Source organism: Rothia sp. P5764 (assembly GCF_048512965.1).
Lineage (GTDB): Bacteria > Actinomycetota > Actinomycetes > Actinomycetales > Micrococcaceae > Rothia.
Genome location: NZ_JBLXXQ010000005.1, coordinates 119,500 through 134,546, shown reverse-complemented (window position 1 = coordinate 134,546; position 15,047 = coordinate 119,500). Strand labels below are relative to the sequence as shown.

Below are 15,047 nucleotides of genomic sequence, written 5' to 3'. Positions count from 1 at the left end.
CTTCACGATGGGTAGGAGTTTCACCCTGGGTGCTGTGGGCACGTAAGATTGTTCTAGCTGGATCAAAAACCCCTATCACATTACGCACCTGTACTGGAGATAATTCAAATGAGTCTGATTGTCCAAAAATTCGGTGGATCCTCTGTCGCTGATGCCCAAGGCGTCAAACGTGTTGCCCGCCGGATTGTGGATACACACAAGGCAGGCAATGACGTTGTTGTAGTTGTTTCCGCGATGGGTGATACCACCGATGAGCTCCTCGACCTTGCCGCCGAAGTTTCCCCCGGTGCCGGCCCCTCCCGCGAGATGGATATGCTCCTGACCGCCGGTGAGCGTATCTCTATGGCGGTGCTGGCAATGGCTATTAATGATCTGGGTGCTAAGGCGCAGTCCTTTACCGGCTCCCAGGCTGGCATGATTACCGACGGCGTTCATGGTGCCGCCCGCTTGGTTGAGGTTAACCCCCAGCGGATCCAGGAGTCTATTGACTTGGGCAATATCGCCATTGTTGCGGGCTTCCAGGGTATGAACCGCGACAGCCGCGACATCACAACCCTGGGCCGTGGCGGTTCGGACACTACCGCCGTAGCACTAGCAGCAGCACTCAAGGCCGATGTCTGCGAAATCTACTCCGATGTGGACGGTGTCTTTACCGCCGACCCCCGAATCGTCCCCACAGCCCATAAGCTCGATACCGTCACCAGCGAAGAGATGCTAGAACTTGCCGCTAACGGTGCCAAGATTTTGCACCTGCGCTCGGTCGAGTACGCCCGCCGCTTTAACCTGAAACTTCACGTCCGTTCGTCCTTCTCTGATCTTGAAGGTACTATCGTCATTCCCGATGCCCCGGATGGCTTTGAACACACTACTAAGGAGATTCCTTTGGAACAGCCCCTCATTTCCGGCGTTGCCCACGACCGTTCGCAGGCTAAGATCACCGTAGTGGGTGTGCCGGATGTTCCCGGTTCAGCGGCCCAGCTCTTTGGTTTCTTGAACGAAGAGCAGATTAACCTGGACATGATTGTTCAGAATGTACCCACTGACCGCCCAAACGTCACTGACATTACCTTTACCCTGGATCAGGCGCAGGGCCGCCAGGCTCTTGAACTGCTGGAGGCCCGCAAGGCTGAGCTGGGCTTTGAGGCGGTGGAGTACGATGAGGCCGTTGGCAAGCTCTCCTTGGTGGGTGCCGGCATGAAGGCTAACTCGGGTGTCTCTTTCAAGTTCTTTGAGGCCCTGAGCAAGGCCGGGGTTAACGTCCAGATGATTTCTACCTCCGAGATTCGTATCTCGGTTATCACCGAGCTGGAGAAGCTGGATGAGGCTGTGAGTGCTGTGCACAGCGCCTTTGGTTTGGATGCTGAAGGTGAAGCTACCGTCTACGGTGGCACCGGCCGCTAATTTCTTGCGGCCCCTTGTCTTGGAGCCCCGGCCTGAGCAGTGTCCCCGCTGGTCAAGCCTGGGCTCTTCCAAGAGCAAGGCTGAGCTAGCTTTTGTTACGGATGGGTCCGGCCGAGTATCCGACCTTGTTAGAAGGCACTTAAGGCCCTATTTGCAACAAACCGTTTGTTTTTTCAACAAATTTTAAACATATCTACAAAATCTTTATCCAATAATCCCATATAAACAACCATTATCGCCTCTGACAAGGGGAAATGTATCTATATTACTCATGAGTAGATAGACTTCAAACAAAGAGAGAAGCCGGTTTACTTTGTTACAAAAGACCTTCTTAGGCAGAAAATTTTTTCAAATTATTTAGGGCTCAAAAATCTTCTGCCAGAAGTTGCACACAGGAAAGGGCAACACATTCCTTATAAAACGTTTACCCTAGTTACTGGCGGGTAATGTCTCTCCGGCTCCACTCAATAGCACAGCATCTCTCAGTCAAAAACACGCGCCCACTACCCCAAACGCATCCCAAAAACACAAAAGAGAGGTTGTAAGTCCAAATTTGTCACCTAAACTGGTGGCATGCCTTTACAAATTCTCAGTTCGCGTGAGTGGCGCGCCCAAGCCGCCGCTCATGAGGAGCGCGCAGGCACCTACGCTCTTCCTTTTACCGACCGCCGAGAACGCGGTCACGTCCACCCGGTTGAAGATTTCCTCTTCACCTACTACACCCTCAAACCCGGTCAGTTTATGCGCTGGCACCCTGGGGCAGGCACTATCCTTCTCGATGCCCCAGAGCGTTTGAGGTGGAAGTACTACCGGCCAGCCACAGCCTCAGAGTTGATGCGGGCCGGCATGCCTCTCATGGAAGCCCGCAGGCATGCTGATTCGGGGACGGCAGTTACGGTTGACCACCAGCTCTTCGCCCAAGAACGTAGGTCAGCTCTTGATTTCACGCGCACCATTATCTCCAACACCGCCGAAAAGCCCGGCGAATTCAGCTGCTTCGGCCTCCACGAATGGGCTATGGCCTATAAGTCAGTGGAAAACGATATCCGCCATGACTACCTGAATCTGCGTTTAGGGGCGCAAGGTACAGACCAGGTCGTAGAAAGCCACAAGATTAAGTGCTCGCACTTTGATGCTTTCCGCTTCTTCATGCCTCAGGCCACTGAGCTCAACGAGATCCAGCCCACCCGTGAGGCTCAGCGGAATCTGGAACAGCCGTCATGCCTTCACGCCAATATGGACATCTACAAGTGGGCCTATAAGCTCCTGCCCTTGGTGGACTCAAACTTCCTCATGGATTGTTTTGAGCTCGCCCGGGATATTAGGGAAGTTGATATGAAGGCTTCACCCTATGACCTGCGTGAATGGGGCTATGAGCCTATCGCTATTGAGACCCCCAAGGGTAAGGCCAGCTACGTCAAGTTACAGAAAGACTTTGCTCAGCGCTCACAGGTACTGCGTCACAAGCTACTGGCGAAGATAGACCCCTACTTCACTGAGTTGGCCTGCTCAGCAGAAAAGGTGGCTTAGCCCCGATTCTTCAGTACCTATCAGGGGCCTTACCCACCAGAGGTGGCGGGTAAGGCCCCTGGGTTTAACCAGCTTCCCGGGGCGTGAGCCCCTTCTCAGCTCAGCCCCTAACCTGCCTTCTCAGCTCCCCTTTTCCCAGCTAGCACAGCCAAAAGTGCATCTAGGAGCAAGAAGACCAGCAGACTCAGACCCAGCAGGGGGATGAAGAGGCCAAGAGCTACCGTAAAGACAGCAGTGAGCCCCCAAGCCCATAGGGGGACCTGCCGTAGCGATGAACGGGACGGTGCCGGCCCCAAGCCTCGCTCCCCCTTGGGGCGGCGCTGCCACCACATGATATAGCCCCAGGCGCACATGAGCATGAGCGCCAAGGCCACAAGAAAAAGCGCCAGCTGGTTAGCGATCCCCAGAAAAAGGCCCATATGTAAGGCAATGCCCCAGCTGGTTAGTTTGGCTGGCAGGGGGAAATCCTCAAAGTCAGTTCGGTCAGTTACCTCCAATGTGCCACCATTAATGGCTACTGAATCAGCTTGGGTAGGGTAGGAACGTTTCAGCTCGCGCACCACCCAGGCGGTGTGATCATCGGGGGCCGGACGAATCTCCACAGAGGCTGAGTCGATATTGATGCCCCGGGCTGTACTTAGGATTTTGTCGTAGGAAACAGCGGCAGCTGCTCCTGAGTCGGCCTGAGTTTGAGCGGTCTGTGAGCTGTGGTCGGCGTGCTCCCCACCTCTTGCGCTTGAGCTACCGGGTTGCAGCTCCTTGGAAATACTCGGTGTGGTCCAGCTCAGGGCCTGACGAACCTGGCTGACGTTCTCACCTGCATAGGTTGACCAGGTCAGACCGGTTGCTGAAAGAAAAAGCATAGCCAGAACAAGCCAGAAGCCCAGGGCGCTGTGCCGTGAAAGAGTCCGCAGGTATCCGCGGCCTTTTGAACTCGGCAGGATCGCTTGGCGCTTGTTTTTCATGCGCCGGGCGCGCTGGGCCCAGAGCACCAGGCCACCTAGAGCCAGAACCCAGAGCCAGGAGGCGGCTAGCTCACTATAGATTCGCCCGGGCTCCCCCAGCTGCAGGTCCTTGTGCAGATTACTGACCCAGGTACGGAAGGGCAGGGATCCGCTACTGCCATAAACCGGGTAATCCCCCAGGACCTGGCCCTTGGCGGGGTCAATGAAAACTGCTCGGTAGGTGGATTCTGGCAGGCTCTCGTCGGCGTACATGATGCGGGTAGTGGTACCGGGAGCCACCGCAGGGCGAACAGCTACAGGTTTGTCTGAACCCTGGTAGGCGTTAGCGGCGGCCACCTGCTCATCAAGGCTCAGCCGGGTGGTGCTTTCCGGGGCGGTGAGTACATGGCTGTAGATCATTTTTTCGGCTTGCGGTGCAAGGGCGTAGAGCGCACCGCTGGCCGCCGCGATAAAGATAAAGGGGGCGACCAGGATTCCCGCGTAGAAGTGAATTCTCCTCAAGAGGGCATAGAGCCAGGTGCTGGTAGATGGGCGCGGCGAAGCCGCTGAGGGCACAGCGGTGCCCGCAGAAGTGGTGTTCACAGTAAATCTCTTTCGTCTGGCCTGCTTTGTTAAAAGGGCAGGCTCTCTCTGACAGGCGGTGCATACAGCACCGCCTGATGTGTGTTTTTAGAGGGGTGAGGCGAAAGAGAATAGAGGTGGCCCCCGCAGAAGGTGAGGGGTCAGCGTAATAGCGGGGAGTGCTTTTGGCTGGTGCACCGAGCACAGTGCAGAAGTACGAGGGTAGCCCAAGGGCACAAGCAGACCCAGGGAGCTAAGGAGCCTTGCCCACAGGTAGGTGAGGCAGGTGCCAAGTTTCTCTAGGACCAGCTCATAGCGGTAAAAGACCGCTACGGTAATGACCGTGGCAAGCGCGTGCGCCAGGAACATCTGAGTTTCTGCCGGGAAGATACTCAGGTAGCCCGGCGCAACCATGTGCATATGAGCCGGTGCCTCTGCGGAAACCGCCTGGCTCAGGGCAACCCCATGATGGGTTGCGTGTCCTATAGCTTGGCTGGGGATCACATGAGCCGGATGGTAGGGCGCATATTCAGCCGCAGATAAAAAGGTGTGGAAAGCAAATTGGCTTGGAGCCACACCGGCGGTAAGACGCACCAGACTCTTACGTGTTCCAGCAAGGAGCGTGCAGACCAGGATAGCCAGTGCTAAAGGTACCAGGAGCCTTGTAGGTGTAGGCGGCACCTGCCCACCGCCTGCCAGGTGAAAGCACAGGCCCATGAAGAGGGCAAAGCAGGCAGAGAGCACCCCTCGGGTGAGTCTTCGGTGACGGTTTTCTGCCTGCATGATAGTCAATTCTAATAGATTTTTAAGCAGGTAGGGTTCCTCACCCGGCCGGGTGAGGAACCCTATTTCTACTTGTCGCAGGCCCTACAAAGAGCTATCTCTAGCGCATAATGCCCGACTACTTCTGGTCTGTAAGAGACCGGTCAAAGCGGTAGACAAAAGCGGCCATAGCATCACGCTTAATGGGCTGGACCGGGCGGTAGCTGCCATCGGGCCAACCTGTGCTGATCTTCTGTTCAGCTAGCCAAGAGATCTCTGTGTAGAAGATGTCGTCGGTGCTGATATCGGTAAAGGGCGAGGTAGCCGGTGCCTGGTAGCCCTGAGCCCCCGATAGACGGTAGAAGAAGGCGGCCATTGCATCACGGTTGACACTTTGCTGGGGCCGGAAAGTACCGTCCTCCCAACCGCGTGCGATACCGGCTTGGTACATCCAGGCGATCTCACGGTAGAAGGGGTGGCTCGTGGGCACATCCTTGAAAGGTGAAACTTCCGGGGCTTGGTAGTCCTGGGGGCCTGCCAGCCGGAAGAGATAGGCCGCCATAGCAGCGCGTTCGATATCGGCTAGCGGGCGGTAGGTGCCATCAGGCCAGCCGCGAGCGATACCATGCTGGGCAACCCACTGAATCTCGGTGTAGAACATGTTATCTGCCTTAACATCACGGAAGATAGGGTCCTGGTTACCGGGGGTCTCCGGCTCAGGGGCAGCAGGCACGGCAATTCGCTCGCCGGTAAAGCTAAAGGTCTTCTCGCTACCGTCTAGAGAACTGACTGCGGTGAAAGTAGCCTCTGGCTGGAAGTAGCCACGCTCCAAGTCCTGGGCGGTAAGGGTGTGACGCGCTGTAGAGCAGGTATAAGTGCCTGCAGGTTTGAGCCCGATCCAACGGCAGTTAGGTTTGGCCGGGAGGGAGAAGCCTTGCTCAAAATTACTGGATGTGGGCAGGGCAGTAAGAGTAAGAGCGGATTCGTTTTTGACCTGGAAACTGTAGGCAATGACATCGCCCTGGGCATAGTACTGCTGAGGCTGTGAAGTCATCTGGCCTGAAATAGCTAGGGTGGGAACTACTTCTGTTTTGCCCAGGCGTACCGGGGCGCCGGTGTGGGTTACTTCCTGGCTTCGACTGGGATCTGCTGTGGCCCTGACACTAAATTTTAACTCCGGCACAAAGTAGCCGCGATCGAGGTCTTCTTGAGTAACCGTGTGCTTACCGGTGCCACAGCTGTAACCGGCACCTGCCGCAAGTTTCAAATAACGGCAGTTCTTCCGTTTGGCTTCATGGGGTGCCGGTGGCAGGAACCCGGTATCCAGATTCCCCCCGACCGGTACCACGTCAACAGTTTCCGGTGAGGTGTTAGTGACCGAGAAGTTATAGGTCACTTGTTCTCCCACAGAGTAGGGGTTTGCTACGGTATCCCGAGTCTGAGCCGAGGCCTGAGAAATCTCCACACCCAGGCTCTTATTGCCGCTGACGCTAACCCCCAGACTGTAGCGGGATTGGCGGCCGTCCTCACCGGTAAAGACGGCGTCAATGGAGCCTGAACGGGCGGCAGCTGCGGCGGTCAGAGTTAAGGTGACGGTCTGACTTTCACCGGGGGCAAGGGTGATCTGGTCACTCTGGTTACCGGTCAGATCAGCGGTGTCAGCTAAGGTCAGCCTGCCACTAATTGCCCTGTCCTCCTGGTTGGTGATCGTCACCGGAAGGTTCACGCTCTGGCCCGCTTCCACCGTCACAGGCTCAGCACTTAGCGGTGCACACACCACGTTTAGCCAGTCTTGGTTAAAGGTGCCGTAGCGGATATCGGTTTTGTAGCTGGCCTCGTAGAGAACCCCGTAGTTGCCGTTAGAGAGAGCGGTGGCGGAGGAATAGGCACCAGATCCTGGCTGGAACTGGCGGATGCCCGGCCAGGTTTGACCGTCATCGCAGGAAACCCTGGCGGTGAGGTTCTTACGTTGGCTGTTAGCCCCGTTATAGGAGTTAGTGAAGATGAGCTTCTGGGCGTCCTTGCTTCCCTGGGGGGCATTGGGATACATGCGGATAATTGAGGCGTTATTTGTGGGGTCAGGCAGCTCGGCATCTAGGCTTACAGGCCCCCAGGTCTGACCGCCATCGGAGCTGATAGCCACCTTACGGAGGTGGGAGTTGGAACTATCGCGTGAGTTCATCATGACCCGGCCATCTGAAAGCTCGACCACTTTGTTCTCATCCATACCGGTTCCCACAAAGTTACCGCGCTGCCAGGTTTGACCGTGGTCATCTGAATAGAGAGAGTAGGCCTGGATAGCCTCTGAACCATCAGCTTGCTTGACCTTACCTGCAAACTGCTGTATTAGCCTGCCCTTGTGTGGGCCGTATTTAAGCTGGATTCCCTCGCCCGAGCTAGCAAAGGTGCTTTTGACATCCCCGGGCAGGGGGTTAGCCTTGCTGGTTCCGGGCTTGGCAATGGGGGTAATATCCCGGGGCTTACTCCAGGTGATACCCCCGTCGCTAGATTCCGTGACAACAGCGCCAATGACATTGCGGTCATTGGCTATATCGTTGCCGTACTCGCTGTGGTGGAAACCCTGATCCTGGGAGTAGACGAAGAAAGCAAAGACCTTGCCAGCTTCCCGGTCCACGACAAATGAGGGATCTGAGTACCCGTATTTTTTGGTCCCGGCGGTGGGTAGCTGTCCCTGGGCGATGTAACTGATCTCTGACCAGCTAGCACCGTAGTCGGTGGAACGGCGCATGAGAATAGAGTTAGGGTTAGGTGCATCGCTCGCGTTATTGGGGCGGCCGTCCCAGGCAGCTAGGACAACGCCATCACCGAGGTCGGCTAGGGCTGGGATGCGGTAATTTGAGGCATCCCCGAAGAGGGTGTCTGCTAGGTTCTGCTCGGTGTAGCTGCCCGGGGCTCCGGTGGGCCCTGGGAGGGGAGCGGGGAGCGCCTGGGCTGGGAGTGTGCCAGCCAGGGCCATGACAGAAAGGGTGGGTATGGTCAGAAAACGACCGAGTGTGCGTCTCAAGGGTAGCTCCTGAGGGTAGGTGCCTGGTTTTTCTCAAAAATAAACGTGTGTCTCAAGACACAGGTTCACTCAATACCCTACAGCCTAAGACATCCTACCTCCAGACCCAGGGGCTATTTTTCGGCTCCTGAAACCCATCTACAGGTACCCCAATGTGCCCCGCGACACTCCACCCCCGTGTAAAATGAGAGCTGGCTTTAATTAGATTCCAGCACCCAAGGAGTGCCCCTTCATGGCCCGTATTGTTGTTGACGTTATGCTCAAGCCCGAGATCCTCGACCCCCAGGGCAAGGCCATTGCCCATGAGCTTCCCCGCATCGGCCTCTCCAATTTCACCGATGTCCGTCAGGGCAAGCGTTTCGAGCTGACCGTTGATGGCCCCCTGACCGATGAGCTCCTCGCCCAGGCCCGCCAGGCAGCAGAAGAACTGCTGTCTAACCCGGTCATCGAAGACGTCATCAACGTCCAGGCGCTGGAGGACTAAACGGTGGCAGAATCTCTCGCAGCACACGACGTTCCCCTGGTTGGCGATTTCTCCACCGCCAGCCCCGATACCGCTCTAGCGGGTATCCGAGTTGGTGTGGTGACCTTCCCCGGCACCCTCGATGACCGCGACGCAGCCCGCGCCGTACGTCTAGCCGGTGGCACCCCCCTACCGCTGTGGCACAATGACGCAAACCTACACCAGGTAGATGCAGTCATTGTTCCCGGCGGTTTTTCATACGGTGACTACCTCCGCGCCGGGGCTATTGCCGCCAAGGCTCCGGTGATGGCTCAGGTCGTTGAAGCGGCGAGCGCAGCGGGTACATCCGGCTCCTCCCCCCTGCCGGTTCTGGGCATCTGCAACGGTTTCCAGATTCTGACCGAGACGCACCTGCTCCCCGGCTCCATGATTAAGAACGATCACCGTAAGTTCATCTGCCGTGACCAGATTCTACGCATCGAGAACAGCCAGACCGCCTGGACCTGCGATTTTGAGCAGGGCCAGGAGATTGTGGTGCCTCTCAAGAACCAGGACGGCCAGTATGTAGCCGATACCAAGACCCTGGACGCTCTTGAAGCTGAGGGCCGGGTGGTCTTCCGCTATGTGGGCCATAACCCCAACGGCTCACGCAACGATATTGCAGGTATCTGTAATGAGGCAGGCAATGTGGTTGGCCTGATGCCTCACCCCGAACACGCCGTTGAACCCGGTTTTGGGCCCTCATCCTCTGGTTTTGGCCCCGTGGGCCTGCGTCAGGGCGCTGATGGCCTGGGCGTTTTCACCTCTGTTCTTAAGAAGCTGGTCAAGGCCTAGCGGGCCCCACCGAAGGATTCACACCATTGAACGACAAGAAGTTTAACCTCGACACCGTCGAGCACGCTGCCGCCACCCCCGACACCGAACTCCCCTGGGCCGAACTGGGCTTGAAAGAAAACGAGTTCGAGGACATCAAGAAGATTCTGGGCCGCCGCCCCACCGCCGCCGAGCTAGCCATGTACTCGGTCATGTGGTCTGAGCACTGTTCCTACAAGTCTTCTAAGGTCCACCTCAAGCAGTTCGGCGCCAAGGTGACCGAAGAGATGAAGAAGGACATGCTGGTCGGTATCGGCGAGAACGCCGGTGTGACCGACATTGGCAAGGGCTGGGCTGTCACTTTCAAAATTGAGTCCCACAACCACCCCTCCTACGTTGAGCCCTACCAGGGGGCGGCAACCGGTGTGGGCGGTATCGTGCGTGACATTATCTCCATGGGGGCGCGCCCCGTAGCGGTCATGGACCCCCTGCGTTTTGGGGCAATAGACCACCCCGACACCGCCCGCGTCCTACCCGGCGTAGTCTCCGGTGTGGGCGGCTACGGCAACTCCCTGGGCCTGCCTAATATTGGCGGCGAAGTGGAATTTGACGAGTGTTACCAGGCAAACCCGCTGGTCAATGCCCTGGCTGTAGGCATTATGCGCCACGAAGACATCCGCCTGGCGAATGCCTCCGGTGTTGGCAATAAGGTCATCCTCTTTGGTGCCCGCACCGGTGGTGACGGTATTGGCGGTGCCTCCGTGCTAGCTTCTGAGTCTTTTGATGACACCAAGCCCTCCAAGCGCCCCGCCGTTCAGGTGGGCGACCCCTTTGCCGAGAAGGTCCTCATTGAGTGCTGCCTAGAGCTCTTCAAGGGATCGGTGGTTGAGGGCATTCAGGACCTGGGTGCTGCTGGTATCTCCTGTGCCACCAGCGAGCTCGCCTCCAACGGGGACGGTGGTATGCACGTTGATTTGACCAAGGTCCTCTTGCGTGACCCCACCCTCACCCCCGGCGAGATTCTCATGTCGGAGTCCCAGGAGCGCATGATGGCGGTGGTAACCCCCGAGAACCTGGCCCGTTTTGAAGAGATTATGCACAAGTGGGATGTGGAATACTCCATTCTGGGTGAGGTCACCGGTTCTGGCCGCCTCACGATTGAGTGGCAGGGCGAAATCATTGTGGACGTTGACCCCAAGACGGTTGCCCACGAAGGCCCCACCTACGAGCGCCCCTACGGTCGCCCCGACTGGCAGGACGCCCTGCAAGCTGACCATTTCACCGGTTCGGCAGCAGATGATGAACGCCCCACCGGTCAAGCGCTGGGTGAGGCTATCAAGAACTTCATGGCCTCCCCGAACATGTGCTCCAAGAGCTACATCACCAACCAGTACGACCGCTATGTTCAGGGCAATACCGCCCTGGCTATGCCCGATGACGGTGGCATCATCCGTGTGGACGAAGAGACCGGCCTGGGTGTGGCCCTAGCAACCGACGCCAACCCCCGCTTCACCAAGCTGGACCCCTACACCGGTGCTCGGGCTTCCCTGGCTGAGGCCTACCGCAACGTGGCTACCGTGGGTGCGCGCCCCGTAGCTGTTTCTGACTGCCTGAACTTTGGTTCTCCCGAGGACCCGGACATCATGTGGCAGTTCGCCGAGGCTGTGCGCGGCCTGGCGGACGGCTGTATGGAACTGGGGGTTCCCGTGACCGGAGGTAACGTCTCCCTCTACAACCAGACCGGTGGTAAGGCCATTAACCCCACCCCCGTGGTAGCCATGATGGGTGTCATGAACGATGTCAGCCGCCGGACCCCCTCCGGTTGGTCTGCTGAGCATGACGGCCAGGCCCTCTACCTACTGGGCACTACCCGCGATGAGCTGGATGGCTCCGAGTGGGCCCGGTACAAGGGGCACCTGGGCGGCCTGCCTCCCCAGGTAGATCTGGCCGCTGAGCGCCTGCTCGGTGACATGCTGGTGAACATGAGCCGGGACGGCATGATTGATGCCGCCCACGACCTTTCCTCCGGTGGCCTGGCCGCCGCCCTGGTAGAGGGTTGCCTGCGCTTTGGCGTCGGTGCCCGTGTGGGTCTGGGTGAACTGGCGGAGCGTGACGGCGTGGACATCTTCACCCTGCTCTTCTCAGAGTCCCTGGGCCGTGTACTGGTTTCGGTACCCCGCTCCGAAGAGGTACGTTTCAAGGACATGTGCACTGCCCGCTCCTACCCCTTCGCCCGTATCGGTATCGTGGATGCTGTCTCCAAGACCCTGGATATTCAGGGCCAGGTAGCTCTTGACCTCGATGAGCTACGTCAAGCCCACGAAGGCACGCTACCCGGCTATTTCGCTTCTTAGCATCACCTCGGGATTCCCGCTGTGATGAATCAGGCATCCGCCCCGACTCCTCTGTGGAGCAAGGGGGCGGATGTTTGTTTTTCCTCCTTGGATCAGCGGAGATTCTGCTTTGAGTTCTTGGGGCTTGAAAAGAGTTCTTGGGGCTAGAAAATCGTCAGGACGCAGTGGAGTGAGCTCATGCAGCAGTCCATCACCCTAGGGCAAAGGCTGGTGAGTGCAGGCGTCCGCTAGCTCCAGAGACCGGGCACCAGTTTTTCTGCTTGGTCCATCATCTTGTGGACCCGCCGGGGTTTTGCTGGACCCAACCCTAGCCAGAGCCGACCACCAACAAAATTCAACTCTCTTTTGTATATGGCTGGGCCCCGCCCTAGCTGGAGCCGAGTACAGAATGAAGGTGTGCAGAGATCAAGACTTCATACCCTGGGCTGAGTCCTGCGGGCACTTGCTGAACTAAACTAGAAAGGACGCCCATCACCTATCCGAGGAGCCCTTTGCATGTCTGGTGCCGCAAGTACCCGCCACCGTGTCGCTGTGAGCACCCAGCCCGATAGCGTCCTGGCCTCGCAGGGCCTGAGTGAGCAAGAGGTGGCTGAGCGTCAGCAGGCAGGGTTCGTCAATACCCAGAACACCGCGACCTCTCGAACGACAGCGGCCATCGTCCGATCCCATCTGTTTACCATGTTTAACCTGGTTCTTGGGCTGTGCGGTCTTGCGGTAATTATGCTGGGAAGCTGGCTCGATACGCTCTTCCTCTTGGCAGCTATCGCCAACGTTGTCATTGGCTTTACGCAGGAATTCTCCGCTAAACGCCAGCTCGATAAAATCGCTCTCTTACGGCGTGACCCGGTGAGCGCCCTGCGTGATGGCAAGCTCGTTCGGGTTCCGCTCGATGAGCTGGTGCTGGACGATGTTGTTCTGCTCAAACGTGGTGACCAGGTTCCCGCCGATGCTGTGGTCCTGACCAGTGACGGCCTTGATGTGGATGAGTCTCTGCTGACCGGTGAGAACGACCCGGTGGGTAAGAAGCCCGGTGATCAGGTACTTTCTGCTTCCTCTGTTATTGGCGGCTCCGGCAGGGTAAGGCTCTCTGCGGTGGGTGCTAAATCTCGTGCCGCAAAAATTACCGCTGAGGCCCGCCAGTTCACCACCATTCATTCCGAACTGCGCGCGGGTATGGAGCGGGTAGTTACCTGGATTACCTGGGCTCTGGTACCGATTATTGCGGTGGTCCTCAACGGGCAGATGCAGGCGGCCGGTGGCTGGCAGGTGGCCTTGGAGACCGGGAGCTGGCGTGATGCCCTGATTACCTCTGTTTCCTCGGTTGCTTCCATGATTCCTCAGGGTCTGGCTCTGATGACCACCATCTCTTTTGCGGTTGCTTCGGTCAAGCTCGCCAAATCTGAGGTGCTGATTCAGGAACAGCCTGCGGTTGAAGTGCTAGCCCGTGTTGATACGGTTTGCTTCGATAAGACCGGCACCCTGACCGAGGGTGGGGTGCGCTTTGAGTCGGCCCGTCTGCTCGATGGAACAGTCTTGGCCCGTGCAGAGGGCCAACAAGAGGTCCGCCGCCTTGCCCAAGGCCACGACGTGGGTAAAAGTCCCGGCTGGCAGGGCGCTTTAGCCTGGTTCGGTGCCGATGATAACGCCAACCCTACCGCCGCCGCCCTGAAAGAACCCTTTGCGCAGCTGACCAAGGGGCAGGGCCTTGAAGAGGCTCAGGCGCTCCTGCCGTTTTCGTCGGCTCTGCGCTTTAGCGGGGTGGAGTTCGCCAGTAGTGGCGCCTGGATTCTGGGTGCCCCCGAGGTCTTACTCTCTCCCGGTTCAGCGCCCGCGCTCCGAGCAGGTGAGCTTGCGGCCTCCGGCCTGCGGGTGATGGTTCTCGGTCATGCTCCTGCCCTGACCCGTGATTCTTCGGGCCGTGTGGCCCAGCAGGTTCCGCAGGGTCTAGACCCCCAGTTCTTTGTGATTTTCCGGGAACAAGTTCGTTCCGAGGCACCCGCCACCCTAGCCTACTTCCGGGAGCAGGGTATCGACCTGAAAGTATTTTCCGGTGATAACCCCCGCACGGTGGCCGCCGCCGCCCAGGCAGCAGGCATGGATACCTCAGCTGGCGCAGTAGATGCCTCCACCCTGCCTGAGCAAGGCCCCGAACTGGTTGAGGCTGCCCTGACCCACAGTGTCTTTGGCCGGGTTTCCCCGGAGCAGAAGAAGAATATGGTGCTGGGTCTACGCCAAGCGGGTCGAGTAGTTGCTATGACCGGTGACGGTATTAACGATGCTCTTGCCCTCAAACACGCTGATCTGGGCATTGCTATGGGTAACGCCGCACCAGCAACCAAGGCCGTCTCCCGTCTGGTTCTGCTGGATGGTCGTTTTGATAGGCTCCCCAGTGTGCTTGCTGAAGGCCGTAAGATTATCGCCAACATCGAGCGGGTGACCAACCTCTTCCTCACCAAGACGGCCTTTGCAATTTTCCTGGGCCTGACTTTGGGCATCCTCTGCTGGCAGTTCCCCTTCCTGCCTCGCCAGTACTCCACCGCTGACCTACTGATTGTAGGTGGCCCGGCCTTCTTCTTGACCATGCTGCCCAATAAGCGCCGCTATGTCAGCGGTTTCTTGAGTAGGGCCCTGCACTACGCTATCCCCAGCGCCCTGGTCATCACTGCCGTGCTGGTCTTGGTGATTGGCTACGGGCACAGTCATGCGGGTATAGCAACCTCGGAGGTTCAGACCGCGACCTTTATTGCCCTGGTCCTCATGGGTGTCTACAACATCACCACCGTCACCAGGCCACTTCGCGGGGTCAGGCTCCTCATTGTTGCGGGCATGTACCTGGGCCTTGCCCTGGTTCTGGTTCTGCCGCCCTCTCTCTGGTACCACCAGTTCACCCTTCCCTCTGGCTCTTACCTGCTGGTCACGCTAGGTGCTGCAATCATGGGGTGCCTGCTCATCGAGGTCAATCTGCAACTACACAACAGATGGCTCAGAACTCACCACCGTGAGGTCATCGAAGCAAGCCAGGCCATCTCAAAAGAAGGCTCCTAACAGGGGCGCTTGCGTCTTACCGCAAGGAATAGTAGGGTGAAGGGGTAACGGGGTTCGTCCCCGCAATTTTATCAATCATCAGGATTGTTACTGGTTCAGCAGGCAAGACCTGAGTTGCTATCAGCTCT

Annotated in this window: 9 protein-coding genes; 6 read left to right on the top strand and 3 right to left on the bottom strand. The window is 57.9% G+C overall.

Annotated features, from left to right (window positions below):
• Nucleotides 1-108: 108 nt before the first annotated feature.
• Both ACN08Y_RS08465 and ACN08Y_RS08460 read left to right on the top strand, forming a co-directional pair.
• The gene (locus ACN08Y_RS08465) at nt 109-1,401 is read left to right on the top strand and encodes an aspartate kinase (protein WP_419100379.1); all 1,293 of its coding nucleotides are present in this window, start codon (nt 109-111) and stop codon (nt 1,399-1,401) included.
• Between the two features lie 573 nt (nt 1,402-1,974).
• Nucleotides 1,975-2,931: a 3-methyladenine DNA glycosylase gene (locus ACN08Y_RS08460; protein ID WP_419112406.1), complete on the top strand. Its 957-nt coding sequence runs from the start codon at nt 1,975-1,977 to the stop codon at nt 2,929-2,931.
• A gap of 107 nt (nt 2,932-3,038) precedes the next feature.
• Here the strand turns inward: ACN08Y_RS08460 and ACN08Y_RS08455 are convergent, their stop codons facing one another.
• From ACN08Y_RS08455 to ACN08Y_RS08445, 3 genes are all read right to left on the bottom strand, one after another.
• Nucleotides 3,039-4,478, bottom strand: a complete 1,440-nt coding sequence (locus ACN08Y_RS08455) for a PepSY-associated TM helix domain-containing protein (RefSeq protein WP_419112405.1) — start codon at nt 4,476-4,478, stop codon at nt 3,039-3,041.
• A gap of 87 nt (nt 4,479-4,565) precedes the next feature.
• On the bottom strand, nt 4,566-5,240 hold the full coding sequence (locus ACN08Y_RS08450; RefSeq protein WP_419112404.1) for a hypothetical protein: 675 nt from the start codon (nt 5,238-5,240) through the stop codon (nt 4,566-4,568).
• 118 nt (nt 5,241-5,358) lie between these two features.
• Nucleotides 5,359-8,196, bottom strand: a complete 2,838-nt coding sequence (locus tag ACN08Y_RS08445; RefSeq protein WP_419112431.1) for an S-layer homology domain-containing protein — start codon at nt 8,194-8,196, stop codon at nt 5,359-5,361.
• A 280-nt stretch (nt 8,197-8,476) separates the two neighbouring features.
• Here ACN08Y_RS08445 and purS point away from each other — a divergent pair, with 280 nt between their 5' ends.
• The 4 genes from purS (at nt 8,477) to ACN08Y_RS08425 (ending at nt 14,919) form a co-directional block, all read left to right on the top strand.
• On the top strand, nt 8,477-8,728 hold the full coding sequence (gene purS / locus ACN08Y_RS08440; RefSeq protein ID WP_419100374.1) for a phosphoribosylformylglycinamidine synthase subunit PurS: 252 nt from the start codon (nt 8,477-8,479) through the stop codon (nt 8,726-8,728).
• Between the two features lie 3 nt (nt 8,729-8,731).
• On the top strand, nt 8,732-9,541 hold the full coding sequence (gene purQ, locus ACN08Y_RS08435) for a phosphoribosylformylglycinamidine synthase subunit PurQ (protein ID WP_419100373.1): 810 nt from the start codon (nt 8,732-8,734) through the stop codon (nt 9,539-9,541).
• Between the two features lie 26 nt (nt 9,542-9,567).
• Nucleotides 9,568-11,874, top strand: coding sequence for a phosphoribosylformylglycinamidine synthase subunit PurL (gene purL, locus ACN08Y_RS08430; RefSeq protein WP_419112403.1), 2,307 nt, complete (start codon nt 9,568-9,570; stop codon nt 11,872-11,874).
• Nucleotides 11,875-12,369: 495 nt separating this feature from the next.
• Nucleotides 12,370-14,919 (top strand): HAD-IC family P-type ATPase, encoded by a 2,550-nt coding sequence (locus ACN08Y_RS08425; RefSeq protein ID WP_419112402.1) that lies wholly within the window; start codon nt 12,370-12,372, stop codon nt 14,917-14,919.
• Nucleotides 14,920-15,047: the final 128 nt, after the last annotated feature.